Source organism: Porifericola rhodea, assembly GCF_030506305.1.
In the GTDB taxonomy this organism is placed as follows: Bacteria; Bacteroidota; Bacteroidia; order Cytophagales; family Cyclobacteriaceae; genus Catalinimonas; species Catalinimonas rhodea.
The window spans coordinates 3,792,233-3,808,755 of sequence record NZ_CP119421.1 but is presented as its reverse complement, the minus strand read 5'-3'; the positions used below and the strand labels follow the sequence as shown (position 1 = coordinate 3,808,755).

Genomic DNA, 16,523 nt, shown 5'->3' with positions numbered 1-16,523 from the left:
GAGGCTTCCATAGCCTTATCAGCTTAATCCCATAAGCTTAGCATAGGTATAAAAGTGACTCTTCTGTTGGTGAACATTTACTTCCGATGCTTTTCATACACTGCTTTATACCAAAGTAGGATATTCAGTCTTTGTATAAAATAATATCACTTCACAGATCTTAGCAAACTGTAGACTCACTGGCACATATAAGGAGCTATATCACCATTTTCAGGGCCTTTTTTCCAACTTTTATTTGCCTTTACGGCACACATCCTGTTTTGTAAAGTAATCAGATGCATTACCCTCAGCATAGGCTTTGACACTTTTAACAAAAAATAAGGCTAAGCCCTTGCATGACTTAGCCTCCTATACTTGCTACCCAGGGCAGCAGTTTACATTCTCATTTTAAGAGTATAGTCTACGGAATGCTTACCTGACCCATAAACCAAAAAGAACAATGATAACAACAGAGCAATCAGCGCCTGTATAAAATTCTCAGGAACCATCTCTCCCACAAAGTTAAGCAGTACAGCAGAAAACAATATGGGTACCTGTAGCAATATAGCAGGGCGGGTAAGCAGCCCTATGACAATGAGCAGCCCTCCAAAAAGGTGAACCATAGTGAGATAATGCACAATTATCATGGTCCAGCCGAAAGTATCTACGGGATTGAGTACCCCTATAATCAGCTCAGTATGCGCCATAAAGTCCACTCCTTTATAAAAGAGAAAGGCTCCCAGACAGATACGGAGCATGTCAAAACCAATATTGGTATGGGCATTGGCCCATTTGTTGAGTTTCATGATTGCGCTCATAGTCCTGTAGTTTTGGTGCTTATAAAATTTAACACTTTATCTACTCATTGTCAAGCAATTAGCCCATCCACCTTTGTTGCTGTATACAAACAAAAGTAAATGGGCTGGTATAGAACTATGCAGCACAGGCTTATTGGCTGTCTAGCCCTACTCTTCGCTCAGCTCATAACGCAGGGTTCTACCTTTAAGCTTGGCGGGTAGACCACTCTCCATCCATTCGGGCATAGGTTCATCTTTTAAGTAGTGGTCAAAAAACTGTTGCATCCGTCGGGCAAAGTCCTTACGGTTCGGGTATTTTAAAGGCCAGTGGGGCTCATCATTGTAGTTGAGCATCCAGGCAGGTTTACCCAGTCGTCGTAGGGCCACAAAAAACTCTATGCCCTGCTCCCAGGGTACTGCTCCATCATGGTCATTATGCAGTATCAGCAAAGGGGTTTCAATTTTATCTGCAAAGAAGAGAGGGGAATTTTCTATATAGCGTATCGGGTACTCCCATAGGGTGCCGCCAATACGGCTTTGTGTACGCTCATACTGAAACATACGGCTCATGCCCGATCCCCAGCGAATACCTCCGTAAGCTGAAGTCATATTTACCACCGGTGCACCAGATTCCGCTGCCCTGAACATATTAGTTTGGGTTACCAGATAAGCCACCTGATAACCTCCCCAGCTATGTCCCTGAAGGCCAATGCGCGCTCTATCTACAAAGCCTTTGTCAGCGATATGTAGCGTACCGGAAACTACTGCATTGAGTGCGCTCTCTCCCGGGTATCCTTCTTTATATACGATATCAGGAACAAATACCAGATAGCCCCTGCTGGTATAAAATGTAAAATTGATGATAGAACGATGTGCTTCCGGAGCCCAGTGGCGGTGCAGGTTGTCGGAATTTCTTTCATAAAAATAGACGATCATAGGGTACTGTTTGTCAGGATCAAAATTTTCCGGCTTGTACAGCATACCATCCAGAGGTACTCCATCAGAAGACACCCAGGAGACCAGCTCTACAGAACCCCAGAGATAGTCCTTCTGCTGAGGGTTAGCATGGCTCAACTGCTCAGGATTTTTGAAGTTAAGGCCTGTATGCCATAAGTCTGGAAACTCCTGAAAGCTGGACTTGCGAAATAGTAAGGCATCATCGTTTTTAGCCTTTTGCACAAAGCGAAAAGCATAATCATCCATAAGCAGCGGCTGTGGTTCACGCTTCCTGCCCGTATGCTCCTGGTAAAAGCCGCTCTGCTTAGACTGTCGGTCAAAAGCTTCCAGCAGTATTTCATCATTAGCGGGAATAAAGTAGGCTTCAGGGTCCAGCTGCTGATAACGAAGGGCCAGCTCATGAGCTCTGCCATAGCCATCGGTCAGGTTGCTGGCAGACTGGTCTTGAGGGTTAATCTTCCAGATATCGTAATAGTCATATACCAGAAAGTGCTCATCACCATCAGTCCATCCGGCGGAGCCATAGCTTCCTGGTAAAGATGGGGTATCGTGCAGCTCATTATAAAAGTTCACGTTTATACCTTGGGTTAGCTCAATCGTTTTTCCACTACTGATCTCATAGGCTAGCCAGCTGCTATCGGCAGCCTCATACCAGTAGGCATAAGTAGCCCCTGGTGATAATGAAGGGTAGCCGTGGGTAGCGCTTACAATGAGTTTTTTACTGCCATCTTCCAGGTTCAGCAGGTAAACATCTCTACGGAAAGGGTACTCCCATGACATCTGCTGCTGATAAGGCAGGTCGCTAAAGCCCAGGGCATAAGGCAGTCGCTTTTCGGGATCAAAGCGTACTTCAGGCATCTCCTCATCTGCCAATTGTAGTACTTCCTCATCTTCTGTTTTGTACAGCGCCAGAAAGCTACGCTTTTTCTCTTCCTCAGCCTGTAGCTTTTGCATAGGCTGTATGAGCGGGTCTTGCCATGACCATATATCTACTTTTACACGCTCATCGTCCAGCAAGGTGCTATCTTCTTCGTAGGCATACTTCTGTGGGCGAGGGGCCGTACCGAAAAAGAGCTTATCGCCCTGCTCAGAAAAGAAAGGCATACGATGTTCGCTGGGCATCCAGCCCTGGGGCAAGCCATCGCTTAAAGTATCGGCTACCAGCTTTATATCATTATCATAGAGGTATAAGCTGAAGTATCTCTCTTCTGCTTTCAGGCTGTCTTCACTGGCTAAAAAGGCGGCCTTTGCTCCATCTTTGCTAAGGGCTAGCTGCTGATAGCTAATTTTTCCGCTGTCCAGCACACTCAGGCTTTCGCTTTGGGTATCAAAAGCAAAGACTCCGGCACTCTGAGTAGAGTCTTTGAAAGTGCTGAAAATAATTCGGCTTCCATTTTCAGAGATCAGATACTCCCCTACCTGCGCGAAGCGCTGCTCCTCCATACTTTCCAGCTTCAGGATGACTAGCTCATTGCCTTCGGGCTTGTCTTTACCTTTTGCCATGCTTGCCATCAGGCCATCTTCGGCTGCCGTACTATCTGCCTGTAGCGTATCTCCTTCAGCCACTTTCTCTTCCAGCATAAAAGCCAGCCAGCCTTCTGCCTTTTTGGGCAGCTTGTATGATTTTACCCGCTCATGAGTATATAGCTGATTATCGTTTAGCTTAAGAACAAATAGCGAATCTTTAGGAAGCTTTTCCTCTTTCACCTCATCCAGCTTTGCCTGATGCAGGCTATCGTATTGGGGCTGCACATGAAAAACAGCAAACCCATTATTATAAGTAAAAGCAGCTTTAGTACCTCTTGCATAATGGCTCAGTTCATCTTTTTTCATATTGCGCAGATGCAGTACGCCATCGCCCTGCTCGGGATTAATTTCGTAGAGCACATACTGTCCGTTGTTAGAGATATCCGCGGCATCAATAGATTCCCACTCATCATATACCTCGTGGTTAAGTGATTTCTTCTGTGCTTGTAAAGCTATTGGCAAGCTTAGCAGAAAGAACAAAAGAAAAGATAAGGTGTGTAGCATCAATTTCATTCCTGGCTTAAGATTGGTTAAACCACAAATATACAGATTAAGCCTACGATGCCATAGGGTATTTATACTACTAAGAGGGGATAGAAGTAAATAGCCCCCGAACCAGGCGTGAGCACAGTCAGGGGCATTGAATAATACTCATTTACTTTTTCTTTTTCTTTCGTACAGTCCGTCTGGGTTTGTTTTCTTCCAAACGTTTGACGAACTGCATACTAATACGTACCGGCTTTTTGGTCTTTATCATAAAGAAGATAGGTTGTAGAAATTCGCTTTCCACCTTATTAGGACTAAAAGCTTTATCCGTACACTCTATCACCACACCCTGGCTGGGCAAGGCCCTACCTACTTTGCGTTTGATGCTCAGCTCTCCTTTGGCGCCACTGCTGGAAGAAAACTGATAAACTCCACTAGCCAATGGGTTAGCGACAAAAAAGTCTCCCTCCTGTAGCTGACGGCTGTCAAATACTCTTACCTCCTCTCCTTTATCCATTTTATAGGCAAGCACACTGTACTGCTGTGTACCAGAAGAAGCATAAAACACAACGGCTTTGGAAGGATGCACTCGGAAAGCAATAAGGTTGGCTTTAGAAAACTTTTCTTTAGCTACAGCTTCCAGATTGATGTTCTGCTGGCTGGGCGCAGCATTTTCATTAACTTCCAGATCAATGATGCCTACCCGGTTTAGCTCATTACCAGCCAGCACCATCAGTTTGTAATGCCCTGCTTCTGTAAACTTATGGACAACAGATACCAGAGGGCTAATTGCGGCACTCTCGTACTGCTGCCGGGTAAGTAAGGCTCGGTTTATTTTAAGTCGCATAGCTTTATTCTTTAATGTCTATACTCAATACCATTTCATCTGTATTAACCTCTGCACTAAGGAACTCAATAGGGATACCTACCGCATTGAGTAAAGGTGGGCCGGTCTCTTCCGGCATTACCACCAAGGGGTCCGGAAGCTTCAGGATAGGTGTTTTGTCCAGTAGCTTACCTGCCAGCAACTCACTGATGCCAAAGCTTATACCGAAGGTATTAAAGACCAGATCTGCGATCCACTCTCCCGCATCATCACTAATATCCAGCAATGTTCTAATGACATCGGCAAATACGCCCAGTATATCTTCTACAAAGTCTGGTAGGCCCAATGCGTCTACTATGGTGGCTATGGCATTATCCAAAAGATCACCAATGGTATCAGATACATCTATCAGGTCTATATCTATAGGCCCGGCCTCCAGATATACCAGCCACTGATTGACAGGAGAAGTGCCATAGTATACTTTGGGGCTTACTGTCAGGCTTAGCTCAGAAGTAAAAATAGCGGGTATATTCAAAGGTATCTCAAAATCGGAGTCACTCTCAAAAATACACCATTGCGGAGTACATATGTTCGTAAAAGGTATACACACCCGAGGTGTGCAGATTTCGTTAATATCAAATTTAAAGCGAATGCTCAGTTTGTCCCATTTAATATCCAGCTCATCAATTTTGATGGTGTTGTTGTTATTAAAAGTAAGCTGCCCATTTTGTAGGTGAAAGCGGATATCAAAATCAGCTACTACTTTGCCCAGTCCACCATCGGCAATAGTACGCTCTCCGCTAATGTGAAAGCTGGGGCTGTCGCGCACATGAGCGAAGACCCGCTGAAACAGGTTCTCAGAAAGGGCAACGGTAATATGAGCGGGCCCATTTCTTAGCCTGCTCTTCGTTGTCCTGACAATTTCAGGAGACTCACTACTGGATTCACTGATTTCAAATGGTGGGATGTCAAGGCTAATCTCGTCTACATTGAGAAAGAGCTTAAGCTGATGCTCTTCTATGGATGGGTTATGAGCGACCTCAGCCGGAGCGCCCAGGCGAAGGCTACCTAGCTCACCCAATTGTACGCTACTAAACAATAAGTTGGACACAGCTTCATTTACCTGAGGAAAGATGCCATGATTAGCTACCAATAGCAGATAACATTCCAGGCTGTTTTCCAATCCTACCGGCCTTAGGTCTACGATCTCTATTCCATCCAGTTCCAGCTTGAACAGCTCATTGAGCGGATGTATAGAAGAACGGCCTTTGGCAAAGAGGTTCAGGCAAAAGCAAGAAATGCTTTGTGTAGGAAAAACCTCTATCCTATCCTCCTGCGGCCGTAAGAGCTCGGCTGGGTCTAGCGGTCGTAGTACTTCATAGTTTTGCACCTCATGGCTTATGCGCCTATGAGTGCTCAAGCTGCTATCTGCTACTCTGAGGGGTTGCGCGCTATAGGTAAGCATGTTCGTAGCTCCTCCTCTGCTAGCAGACTGTAGCTCTCTCTTAAGAACTTTTTTATGCTTAAGCAAAAGGTCTAGTATAAAACGCCCTTCGCGTGAAGGGCAGCCAATGCCCCCACAGAGGCTGGCACGGAAAGCAAAGCGCTGCTCCGGCAATGGTGGATGAAGTTCTGGAGGTAGCTCAAACTCATTTCCCGGATGAAAGTCAATTTCAAAAGCTGTAAACTGGAAACAGTAGTTTAGGCCCATCTGCTCAGCCCCAAAGAGCGGAATAGGAGGCTGTACCGTCATGAGAGTGCTCACCCCAGGCGCAGCATCAATAGGTTTGCATAAAAGTTCGGGATTAGCCTGTATAAAGGCTGTACCGTAGTTAAACAGGGAAGGTCGCTGCCGCTGTATATGCCGAACCACACGGTTTATACCTTCATCGTGTACTGCCACGTACAGGTCTGATTGATTAGTGAATGCCATGATACAAAAGTTATGGTTTGATGTTGTACAATGCACGAAAACTCACCAATAGTGAGACTCGTAGGATGAGTCTGAAAATTGCTTGCTTTGGCAGGAAGAGAGGCTGATATGCTTTTTATAAGCTAGCAAAAAAAAGGGGTATTCCCTAGTATATACCTAAGATTAGTTTTAGTGTCAGCACCTGAGTATCGCTGTATAAAAGCGGGCGATCAGTATAAGCCAATGCCCATTTAGAAGAAAATAAAGCGAGCGTAGTTATTGTCTCTCTCGGAGCAAGCCGCTGGCATAGGCATTCAACAACTCATGCAGATCGCTGATCTTCTCACTAATCCTGATCCCATCTTCGGTATCTTTGACCTTTTGTTTATGCTCACTCTGGTTGAGAATAGTTTCGCTGTAGGCGATATCCAGCTCCTCTACAATTGCCTTTTTCCGTGACTCAAAAGGCTGCTGGGCGATCAGTTGCCTGCCAAAAGCATTATGCATGAGCGTATAGCCAGCAATACCCGTCTGCTGCTGATAAGCTTTGGCAAAGCCACCATCAATAACTACTAAGCGGCCTCCGGCTTTTACGGGGCTTTCCCCTTTTTTTACCGATACCGGTACATGTCCGTTTAAGATTACCGCATCATCATTATCCAGGCCAAACTCTTTTAGTATCATTTCGCAACTAGCAGGGTTATCGCGATAGGTGTAGTAATGGTCTTTTACCTCTTTTTGTACTTCAGGATCGTTCAGGAAGTAGCGCTCAAAGGTAGCCATTTTGTCTTTTCCAAATAGTGGAGATAGTGGCCCGGCCCATAGGTACCAGATCAAATCCAGGGCATAGGACTTTTCACTGGAGCCCTTAGTACCGGAGCGTGCTACAGTCATCTCCTGATCAAAAAAATCCATCAGTGCTTTACCCTGCTTCTTTCCTTTACCTAAATCTACTTCTTTAAACTTTCCTTCTGCCGTAAGGGGAATACAGCCGTGGTAGAGTAAGTTCTGGTTAGTAACAGTATACATGCTGCCTTTTTCAAACAGTAGCTGAGCATGCTGTTGCAGCCTTTTACTTTTTAAGAAGGAAGACTTTAGACGCTTGATCAGCTCTACCTCTTCTGAGCTAAGGGCATAGGGATCTTCGGGATTGATGGTAGGTAAGAATTTATCCTGCAAAGCATGAGTCTTTCCGTTCAACCGAATACTATAGTCACTATAGTTTACCTGGTGTAAGAGCAGACGATCTTCCAGCTTAAACTCAGGCCTTCTTTTAATTAGCTGTCCTTCCAGTTTGAACTGAATAATAGAAATCGCTTTATGCATTAGTCGGTTAAGCCATTGCTCCGAAGCATTAAACCTATCATCGGGGGCTACTTTGGGGTCAAACACAATGCCTTCATCAGACTTATAATGCTCAATGGCAAAAGAGGCTAAAGGCATCAAATGAATGCCATACCCTTTCTCCAGCGTATCGGTATTACCATACCTCAGTGAGAGGCGCAGCACATTTGCCATGCAGGCTTCTGAACCGCAAGCTGCTCCCATCCAGACAATATCATGATTGCCCCACTGAAAGTCTACGCTATGTAGGCGCATAAGCTCATCCATAATAATTTCAGCTCCCGGTCCACGGTCATATACATCACCTATAATATGTACTTTGTGGATGCAGAGTATCTGGATAAAGCGAGAAAATTCACCTATCAGCTGATCAGCCTGGCCTAATGAGATAACGCTGGACAATAAATGGTCATAATAGCTATATTTTTCGCCTACTTCGCGCTCCGCCACCAGTTCCAGTATGATGTGGCTGAAGCCTTCAGGAAGTAGCTTCCTGAGCTTGCGATTAGAATAAATGGAGGCAAAATCACGCGTGATATGGATGAGGTAGCTGAGCGTTTGCTTGTAGAAACCTTCCATATCCTGTTTCTGCTTTTTAATCAGCTCCAGCTTTTCTGCCGGATAATAGATCAGGGAAGACAATTGGTTAATCTTCTGCTCTGAGAGCTCATCTGCATACAGCTCTTTGATCTTTTGCTTAATAATACCTGAGCCATTATACATCAGATGCTGAAAGGCTTCAAACTCCCCGTGAATATCGCTCAGAAATATTTCAGCACCTTTGGTCAGGCTCAGGATAGAGCTGAGCATGACTATCTCTTTAGAAGCCTCTACCCTATTAGGGTAAGTATTAGAAAGGAGTTTCAGGTATTTGAGCTGATATTTGTCCATGAACGAGTGTACTTGCTTTGAGCGCTTAATTTACACAAAACAACTATACACAGACACATGTTTGTAGTATTCTGCTTCCTCACTTACGATTAGTACATACCTATAGAAAATTAATAGCTAAAAAGCGAGGTACTTAATGAATAGCTACCTGGCTTTTGCTCTGCTCCGCAAAAGAGAAGATGTCTTCCATCGCAAAACGATCGCTCAACCTTTGTGAATAATAGAGCTTACGGATGATAAGATTTTCGTCCAGCAAAAACTCAGCAGGCATCGTACTAATAGATTCACCATCAGCCATAGTATGTAAGGGTAAGCCTTTTAGTTTAGCCTGTATGGCAGTTTTAGCAAAAGAAGTGATATGCCCAATAGAAGACTTTAAACCTGAGGTTTCCAGTCCATAGGTATCGTACCATATTTTCTGTGGATCAGAGATTAGAGGTATAGGGGATACCTCCTGATGGAAGCTGCTTCTCTGCAATACAGACTCTTTGGACTCAAAGAAGAAGATCATCTCCATGCCTTTTGCCTTAAGCTCCTGATGTACTTTGGTTAGAGCGTGGACTCTTAGATTACAGAAAGGGCAGCCAGCATGCCTGAAAAACCCAAGAAATACCTTTTTCCCCTTATAAGTTGCCAGCTTAATTTCTCTTCCGTACATATCTGTAAGTTCAAAGAGGGGCGCAGTAGCGTTGACTTCAATATTCATATTTGCACATGTTATATAAATAATGCTAACTACTTACGAATATCATGCAAACATGGATTTACTCATTACCTCTCCAGACAGACTGCAGCATAGTGGTGTAAGCTTATTCTTTTAATTATCAGATCATAAGCTTAGTAATATGCTTTGACTTGTAGTTTAGTCCGTGACTGGCAAGCAGACATAAAAAAAAGCCCCGGCAACACAAGTCAGCTGAGGCTTTGATAATGAGATTAATACTAATGCGCTTAATTGATAATAATATTTTATCGTAAGATATTGGCTTTATTACCCTGCATTACACGCTTTACATCATCCAGATTAAGGGGACAGATGTCACCTTCCAGGGTATGTTTGAGCGCACAGGTAGCGGCAGCAAAGCGCAGGGCTTCACGCTTATCCTGATAGTGGAGCAACCCATAGATAAGACCTGCTGCAAAAGCATCGCCCGAACCAATACGCTCAACTACCTGTGGTATATCAATGACTTCGGTACTAATCTTTTCGCTTCCATTCCACATCACTCCTTCTATGGTAAAGTGTGAAGCATGTTTGGTATCGCGAATTTTGTCAGCGACTACTTCTATGTTAGGGTAAAGTTCTTTTACTATTTTGGCAGCATCTTCAAAGGGCATAGCAGCCAGCTCTTCTTTACCCAGTGCTTTAGAAAAGTCAAAAGGGCTACCCATTAATACCTGTACATGCATGAGCAGTTCTGGTATTACCTCATGGGGTTGCCGCCCGTCTTTCCAAAGCTGCTCTCTATAGGTAATATCGCAAGATACCTTAGCTTCCAGTTTGCTCGCTACTTCCAAAGCTTTTTTCAGAGATTTGGCTGGGCCATCGGCAATAGCAGGGGTAATGGCAGTCCAGTGCAGCCAGTGGGCATCTTTGAGTATATTTTGCCAGTCAAAGGTGCTTTCTTCTATATGCGCAAAAGCAGTGGCATCACGATCATACACAACCCGGCTGGGGCGGTGTACGGCCCCTTTTTCTACGAAGTACAGTGCCATTCTGCCTTTTATGTACTGAATGGTATCAGTAGTAAGCCAGTGATGACGTAAAAACTGAGTCGCTGATTTCCCTAAATAATTATCGGGGAAGGCAGTAATGTGGGTAGCTTTTTCCCCCAGATACGCCAGGGTAATTCCTACATTTGCCTCTCCTCCTCCAAACTCCATATTCAGTGACTTGCCCTGAGCAAAAGTGGCATAGTTTTCTGGCGTAAGCCTCATCAAAACCTCTCCGAAGGTGACTATCTTTCTTTCCATTGAGATGATCTAGGTGTGTAAAGTAGCAAAGATAGGCAATAGTATTGAGAGTATGGGGCGCATAGCTTTGCTCCTGTCAGAAAAAAGTCAGGGACAAAAAAACTCAGCCCAAACGAATTGAGGCTGAGTAAAAAACATATAGCTTGTTGGTGTTTTAAAGCACCTGACCAAAATCTTTGCTTAGGCTATTGAGCTTTTCGCTACTTAACACATCATCGGACGAAATAAGCATACGGTAACGGAAGATCACCTCTTCACCTGGATTAAGCTTTAGGTTCAGCTCTTTTTCTCCTTCAGAAAAGACCTTTTGCCCCAAAGGGTTGGCAGCAAAAAGCCCATACGGACGCGCATGCCAGTAAGTCGGATAGCCAGGATTTTCCGGATGGTCCAGAATGGCAATAGCTACCGGGCTATTTTCTATCTCACCATAGAGCTTCATCCATTTGGCTCGCGTTCCCCACACCTCTTCACCTTCTATAGCCTGACTACTCAGATAATTTCCATTTACCCCAGTATTGTCCAGCACAGCTTCGGCTCTAGGCTTACCTTGCGCATTGGTCAGTTTGAGAGGTTTTTCCGATGGCATTTCCAGTGCACGGGTAACACGTATGGCCAGCATGCCTTCTTTATTGTCGGTAAATTGCACAGCTTCTTTCTGGGCTTTAAGTACTACAATACGGTCGATAATGCGAACACCCTCCACTTCGCGAAAATGAAAGGTAGTCTGCTCTTCCAGAAGCTTTTTGTTAGCATTATTAAGCCAGTCGGCTTTTACCTGTAGAGTACCTTCATCGCCACTGCTTGCCTGTATTACTTCCCGGTGGCGAATGCTACCGTAGCCCTCCTTCTTCTCCTGCGGTATGTTGTATGAGTTGTTCCAGAAGTCCAGTCCATTCACGTCGCCATAGTTCATCCAGATGCCCACATGGTGTGGATGGTCTACGCGCTCTCCGGCCCTGGCCTCCAGTGGAAAAGCGCGGGTTAATGTAATATTGCCTGGCGCATTGACGGGATAGAGCACAGGCTTTTCCATATCCTCAGGATAGATATAGGAAGTAAAAAGCTCATCTCCCATCATCACATCTACTTTGTTTTCTTCCTGCTGATGGATCAGACGAACCTTATGGTCGTTCATAGTTTCGGTACTCCCCGCCGGTACGCTATCGGGTAGCTGTATGCCATGCTTAAATAAGGCATAGGCCAGTACCACAAAAAAGAATGTAAGGGAGATTTTCATAGTAATTCGTGTAGTAATTTTAGGTATTTAACGTAGAACAGAATCAAATGGTATATTTCAAGGGCAGTAGAAATTTCTACCGCCCTTGAATACACATTAGCTCTGAACTATCATCTGGCTCTTATCATCAAAAGTAACGCGCTTACCAGTATGCAGGGCAGTGGTTGTCATGATGTTAGCTACTGAGTGGTTATAGCCTACTCTTACCGGGGCGTTGGTCTTTACGTTTCTATCGCGTACACACTCCATCCAGTTGCGCATATGCGCAGAGGTCATATTATCTACCCCCGTATTCGCAGAAGTTTCTACTTTAGCAGCGTCGGCCAGGTTCATCTCTGGTAGCAGGTTGGGCTCCATTCCCATTGCGCTGGCATGGCGTTCGGTCAGGCCGCCTTCAGGTGAAATTGTGTTATTGTCCAGGTTCAGTGTACCAGCGTTTGAGAAGTAAATTTCTTTAACACCACCGGCAGAGTTGTGCATACGGGAAGAGTACACAACCTGAAAACCTTTAGACAGATCATCATCAGGGCCGTACTCAAAAACCGCAGTCATGGTATCTGCATTTTTACGTCCGTCATTCCACATGTATACACCACCATTGGCAGATACGCTACGAGGGTGGTCCAAACCGCTGAACCAGTGTACTGTGTCTATCTGGTGCGACATCCACTGGCCGGGTATACCGGATGAATAGGGCCAGAACAAACGATACTCCAGATATTTACGTGGATCCCAGGCCTCTTTGGGACGATTCATCAGGAAGCGATCCCAGTCCGTATCTTCTTTGCGAATATTAGCTACCAGGTCAGGACGGCGCCATCTGCCGGGCTGGTTTACGTTCCAGGTCATCTCTACCATAGTAATGTCGCCAAACTTACCAGACTTGATAAAATCAGAAGCTGCGTGATAGTTAGCACCACTTCTACGCTGAGAGCCAATCTGCACTACTTTGCCTGAGCTTTCGCAGGCATCCAGCCCAGCCTTAATATCTTCCATAGACTCTCCAAAGGGCTTCTCGCAATACACATCGCATCCGGCTTCTACTGCTTCTTTGGCATGCAGGGCATGCTGAAAGTCTGCGGTACTAATGATAACGGCATCTACTGTTTTGCTATCATAAAGCTCTTCATTATTACGATAGGCCTTAATTTTTTCCAGATCGTATTCGCTAAAAAAGGCCTGGCATTCGTCGCGACGGCGGTTCCAGATATCTGAGACACCTACAAAGCGAAAGTTAAGCTCATTGGAGTGATTTAAGAAGGCAGGAATGAGCGAGCCTTTGGCACGATTGGAAAAGCCTACAATACCCACATTCACTCTGTCGTTGGCTCCTATAATGTTAGCGTAGCTTTTAGCAGAAAATGCGGTAGCTAAACCCGCACCAGCAGTGCCAAGCGCAGCATTCTTTAAGAATTTTCTCCGGGTAGTATCAGTTTTTTTCATGATAAATAGTCAGGTTGTTTCACACAGTTTATTTCCTTCAATATACACAGAAAATGAGGACAATAGATAGTGCAAATCTGAAAAAGCTAATATTAAACGTTGCAGGAGTGCTGGTTCTTCTTTCAGGTAAAACTATCACCTTTATCGTCTATCTTTACCGGGTAAATTAACTTTCGCCTTTTCTACACAATTTACACTAAAGCCTATGTTCAGAATACTTTTTCTTATCCCAGCTTTGCTGGTAATAACTACCATAAATCTGGTGGCTTGTTCGGTACTCTATTATGTAGACAAGAAGAGCGGAAAGATTTACGTAGCCAATCATGAAGACTATTGGTATGATGTCAAGGCTTACCTTCGGGTAATACCAGCAAAAAAGAACAAGCTAGCCCGGCTATGGTACGGCTGGGATGATTTTGCTCAAGGGGGAATCAACGAAGCAGGGCTGTTTTTTGATGGAGCTGTTACTCCTGAAGAAGAGAGACCAGAAGGCTACCACCCGCCTAAAGGAAATCTGGGTGATGAACTACTGGCCAACTGCAAAAACGTAGAGGAAGCCCTTAACTTTCTGGAAAGTAGAAAAATTGCTCTCAATAATGCTCACATGATGTTGGGTGACCAGAATGGGCAAGCCGTAGTGGTAGAATGGGTAAGAGGGAAAAAGCAATTAGTATGGCTGGAAGAGAGTACTCACCTGACGATGACAAATTTTCATCTAAGTACTACTCCCGACGATGACGTAGTATGCCCAAGATACCAGGCTATTGAACAGGCCATTGAGCAGATGGAAAACTCTGTTACTGATATTGATTTGCTCAATGTAGGTAATACGCTGGCAGGAGCTGCCCAGCCAGCACGTGCCAACCAGGAGGGTAAGCTGGGGGGCACACTTTACTCATCTTTTATTAACCTAACAGATATGGAGTTTTACCTGGTATATCAGTTGGATAATAACAAAGTGACCAGACTGATGCTCAATGAGGTATTTGAGGAGAACAAGCGCAAGAAAATTCGTTTGCGATAATTGCTTAGCTCTCCTGTGCTGCTATCTCTGCCATGCTTCGTCCACTTTCTGAGCTTAAGGTTTCAGACTGAACAGGATCGTAATCTGGATTGGCAAACTCATCTTTCATTTTGGTAAGTAACCAGTTGCCTGCCATTTTGCCGCTCTTCATCTTTATCAGGGCAAAGCCGCCCCGTAATTTTTTACCTTCTATTCGCACTTCTATCCTTCCCTGCTGATAGCTCTCTTCAAGCGAGATTTCGGCAGCGTTTTTATCTTTATTAATATTTACGAAGGTTCCCTTATCCCAAATCATAACCGTACCACCACCATACTCACCCTGGGGTATAGTACCTTCAAACCAGGCATAGTCTATTGGATGGTCTTCAGTAGGAATAGCCATACGTTTGGTTGAAGGATCAATGCTTGGTCCTTTGGGTACGGCCCACGACTTGAGTGTACCGCTGATCTCTAGACGGAAATCGTAATGCAAATTAGAAGCCGCATGCTTTTGTATGACGAATATAGGGCAAAGATCATTCCCTTTTCTAGAGTTGCCCTGCGGCTCTTTTGTCTTTGTAAAGTCTCTTTTAGCCTGGTATTCTTCGTGCATATTTAATAAAGAGTTCAGTTAATGAGTTTGTTAAGTCAACTTAGCACTTTGTACAGGCTTATCATAAAAAAAGCAGCGCTAATCGTATTACCGCTGCTTTAATGTATCTCATTTATACTTGGTATGAGGCTTTAAATTTAGCAAGCATCAGTTAGCTTCCTCTTTTACCCACTCTGGAGATACGCTCACATACTTGATAGTCTTAGCACTGCCCTCCTGATCATTGTGAAAGTAACTGTAAACCATATGTATTCGTCCATCTTTCCCTTCAATAATGGCGGGGTAATGGCTTTGGGTGGCCTGCTCTCCTCGGGTATCATGTTCCAGATGTCTGATCCAGGGCCAGGTTTTTCCTTCATCTTCGGAGAGGGCCAGTGCCAGGCTATGCCTGCCATCTTCGGTATCATTATACACCATTAGCCAGTTGCCATCTTTAAGTGTAACTCCATCAAAGCCTGCACCAGGATTCGGCAACTCAGCATCTCTTGGAATAGACCAGTGCTTAGCGCTGTCTTTAGAGACGGTATATTGCATACGATAGGGAGGGGGGCCATTATCGCGAAGGTATGCAACCAGAGTGCCATCATTTTTTTGCAGTATTGTAGGCTGTATACCTATACCCCCTATTACTGGATTGCTGGTTTCCCACTGCTGGCCACCATCATCTGTATAAGCAAAGATAGAGCAGTCCAGGCCATCAGAATAGAGGGGAACAATGATTCTGTCTCCCATTAGAAAAGGTTTATTTTTCGTTTGCCACCCGATACGGCGCATCAGCGGATAGCCCAGTTCAGCGGAGCGTGTTTCTTCGCCTTCGTAGATTCTCCCATTGCGTAGCATGTTCTGCCCTCTGGCCAGACTGTCCAGCTTACTTTTGTAGGCTTCCCATTTGGGCAGTATGTCCTGCTGTTGTTCAGCACTTAAGGTGCTCAGCAAAGTATCTTTAAAATACGGCTCATAGGCTTTTATCTGCTGCTGGGCAGCCTGTACGAAAGGATCATCAGGTTGTATGCCTCTTTCTGTTTTACCGCCCGGCTTTAGCAGTACGTTATCTTGCCATGTCCAGACGGGAGCAGCATCAGCAGTATAGTTTTCACTGATTTTGTAGCGGGGCAATGAGGTTTCCCAAAGGTTGGCGAGCACAGTATACCACATCAGCCAGAGGCGATCCTGCTGGTCTACAAAAAGCATAGGGTTAACATCGGGGAAGCCTGGCGCATCTGCCATCACAAAAGGTGAGGACCACTCATTGGCGCCAACTTTTTTTCTGGCGCCCATAATGCGCACATCATCAGCCCAGCGTTCACCAGAACCCTGAAACCAGGCTGCCAGCAAGTCTCCGTTACTCAACTCTACGACTGTAGGGCCATGCGTATGCTCAGGCTGGGTTGGAAAAATAATCTGCTCTACCATAGACGGACTTCCCGCATCCGGGACATCTGCCTCTTCATTTTTTGGCTGGCAGCTATACAGTATCAGAATTAAAGTGGCAAATGATAAAAACTGTTTTCTCATATCTGAAAGGCCGTGTAAT

At 44.9% G+C, this 16,523-nt stretch carries 12 protein-coding genes; 1 reads left to right on the top strand and 11 read right to left on the bottom strand.

Annotation, left to right across the window (positions count from 1 at the left end; all coding sequences use genetic code 11):
• Nucleotides 1-374: 374 nt before the first annotated feature.
• The 9 genes from PZB74_RS15665 to PZB74_RS15625 all read right to left on the bottom strand — a co-directional run bounded on the left by PZB74_RS15665 (nt 375) and on the right by PZB74_RS15625 (nt 13,373).
• On the bottom strand, nt 375-797 hold the full coding sequence (locus PZB74_RS15665; protein ID WP_302237748.1) for a DoxX family protein: 423 nt from the start codon (nt 795-797) through the stop codon (nt 375-377).
• Between the two features lie 147 nt (nt 798-944).
• Nucleotides 945-3,773, bottom strand: coding sequence for a S9 family peptidase (locus PZB74_RS15660; protein ID WP_302237746.1), 2,829 nt, complete (start codon nt 3,771-3,773; stop codon nt 945-947).
• 142 nt (nt 3,774-3,915) lie between these two features.
• Nucleotides 3,916-4,593: a hypothetical protein gene (locus PZB74_RS15655; RefSeq protein ID WP_302237744.1), complete on the bottom strand. Its 678-nt coding sequence runs from the start codon at nt 4,591-4,593 to the stop codon at nt 3,916-3,918.
• 4 nt (nt 4,594-4,597) lie between these two features.
• Complete coding sequence (locus PZB74_RS15650) at nt 4,598-6,505, bottom strand: hypothetical protein (RefSeq protein WP_302237741.1); 1,908 nt, start codon at nt 6,503-6,505, stop codon at nt 4,598-4,600.
• A 255-nt stretch (nt 6,506-6,760) separates the two neighbouring features.
• The gene (locus PZB74_RS15645; protein ID WP_302237739.1) at nt 6,761-8,719 is read right to left on the bottom strand and encodes a fructose-1,6-bisphosphatase; all 1,959 of its coding nucleotides are present in this window, start codon (nt 8,717-8,719) and stop codon (nt 6,761-6,763) included.
• 133 nt (nt 8,720-8,852) lie between these two features.
• Entirely contained in the window at nt 8,853-9,425 is a 573-nt protein-coding gene (locus PZB74_RS15640) for a redoxin domain-containing protein (RefSeq protein WP_302237737.1), read from the bottom strand.
• A gap of 263 nt (nt 9,426-9,688) precedes the next feature.
• Entirely contained in the window at nt 9,689-10,693 is a 1,005-nt protein-coding gene (locus PZB74_RS15635; protein ID WP_302237733.1) for a sugar kinase, read from the bottom strand.
• Nucleotides 10,694-10,847: 154 nt separating this feature from the next.
• A complete protein-coding gene (locus PZB74_RS15630; protein ID WP_302237730.1) occupies nt 10,848-11,930 on the bottom strand; it encodes a DUF6807 domain-containing protein in 1,083 nt (360 codons plus the stop codon).
• 96 nt (nt 11,931-12,026) lie between these two features.
• A complete protein-coding gene (locus tag PZB74_RS15625) occupies nt 12,027-13,373 on the bottom strand; it encodes a Gfo/Idh/MocA family oxidoreductase (RefSeq protein ID WP_302237727.1) in 1,347 nt (448 codons plus the stop codon).
• A 205-nt stretch (nt 13,374-13,578) separates the two neighbouring features.
• Here PZB74_RS15625 and PZB74_RS15620 point away from each other — a divergent pair, with 205 nt between their 5' ends.
• Nucleotides 13,579-14,397: a carcinine hydrolase/isopenicillin-N N-acyltransferase family protein gene (locus PZB74_RS15620; RefSeq protein WP_302237725.1), complete on the top strand. Its 819-nt coding sequence runs from the start codon at nt 13,579-13,581 to the stop codon at nt 14,395-14,397.
• A gap of 4 nt (nt 14,398-14,401) precedes the next feature.
• Here the strand turns inward: PZB74_RS15620 and PZB74_RS15615 are convergent, their stop codons facing one another.
• Together PZB74_RS15615 and PZB74_RS15610 are read right to left on the bottom strand one after the other, a co-directional pair.
• Nucleotides 14,402-14,989: a DNA polymerase ligase N-terminal domain-containing protein gene (locus PZB74_RS15615; RefSeq protein WP_302237724.1), complete on the bottom strand. Its 588-nt coding sequence runs from the start codon at nt 14,987-14,989 to the stop codon at nt 14,402-14,404.
• 147 nt (nt 14,990-15,136) lie between these two features.
• Nucleotides 15,137-16,504 (bottom strand): sialidase family protein, encoded by a 1,368-nt coding sequence (locus PZB74_RS15610; RefSeq protein ID WP_302237722.1) that lies wholly within the window; start codon nt 16,502-16,504, stop codon nt 15,137-15,139.
• Nucleotides 16,505-16,523 lie beyond the last annotated feature (19 nt).

What these genes read in the sequence shown, in the direction of transcription:
- PZB74_RS15630 (WP_302237730.1), bottom strand. Translation starts at nt 11,930, where the DNA reads ATGAAAATCTCCCTTACATTCTTTTTTGTGGTACTGGCCTATGCCTTA.
- PZB74_RS15650 (WP_302237741.1), bottom strand. Translation starts at nt 6,505, where the DNA reads ATGGCATTCACTAATCAATCAGACCTGTACGTGGCAGTACACGATGAA.
- PZB74_RS15660 (WP_302237746.1), bottom strand. Translation starts at nt 3,773, where the DNA reads ATGAAATTGATGCTACACACCTTATCTTTTCTTTTGTTCTTTCTGCTA.
- PZB74_RS15610 (WP_302237722.1), bottom strand. Translation starts at nt 16,504, where the DNA reads ATGAGAAAACAGTTTTTATCATTTGCCACTTTAATTCTGATACTGTAT.
- PZB74_RS15615 (WP_302237724.1), bottom strand. Translation starts at nt 14,989, where the DNA reads ATGCACGAAGAATACCAGGCTAAAAGAGACTTTACAAAGACAAAAGAG.
- PZB74_RS15640 (WP_302237737.1), bottom strand. Translation starts at nt 9,425, where the DNA reads ATGAATATTGAAGTCAACGCTACTGCGCCCCTCTTTGAACTTACAGAT.
- PZB74_RS15620 (WP_302237725.1), top strand. Translation starts at nt 13,579, where the DNA reads ATGTTCAGAATACTTTTTCTTATCCCAGCTTTGCTGGTAATAACTACC.
- PZB74_RS15635 (WP_302237733.1), bottom strand. Translation starts at nt 10,693, where the DNA reads ATGGAAAGAAAGATAGTCACCTTCGGAGAGGTTTTGATGAGGCTTACG.
- PZB74_RS15645 (WP_302237739.1), bottom strand. Translation starts at nt 8,719, where the DNA reads ATGGACAAATATCAGCTCAAATACCTGAAACTCCTTTCTAATACTTAC.
- PZB74_RS15655 (WP_302237744.1), bottom strand. Translation starts at nt 4,593, where the DNA reads ATGCGACTTAAAATAAACCGAGCCTTACTTACCCGGCAGCAGTACGAG.
- PZB74_RS15665 (WP_302237748.1), bottom strand. Translation starts at nt 797, where the DNA reads ATGAGCGCAATCATGAAACTCAACAAATGGGCCAATGCCCATACCAAT.
- PZB74_RS15625 (WP_302237727.1), bottom strand. Translation starts at nt 13,373, where the DNA reads ATGAAAAAAACTGATACTACCCGGAGAAAATTCTTAAAGAATGCTGCG.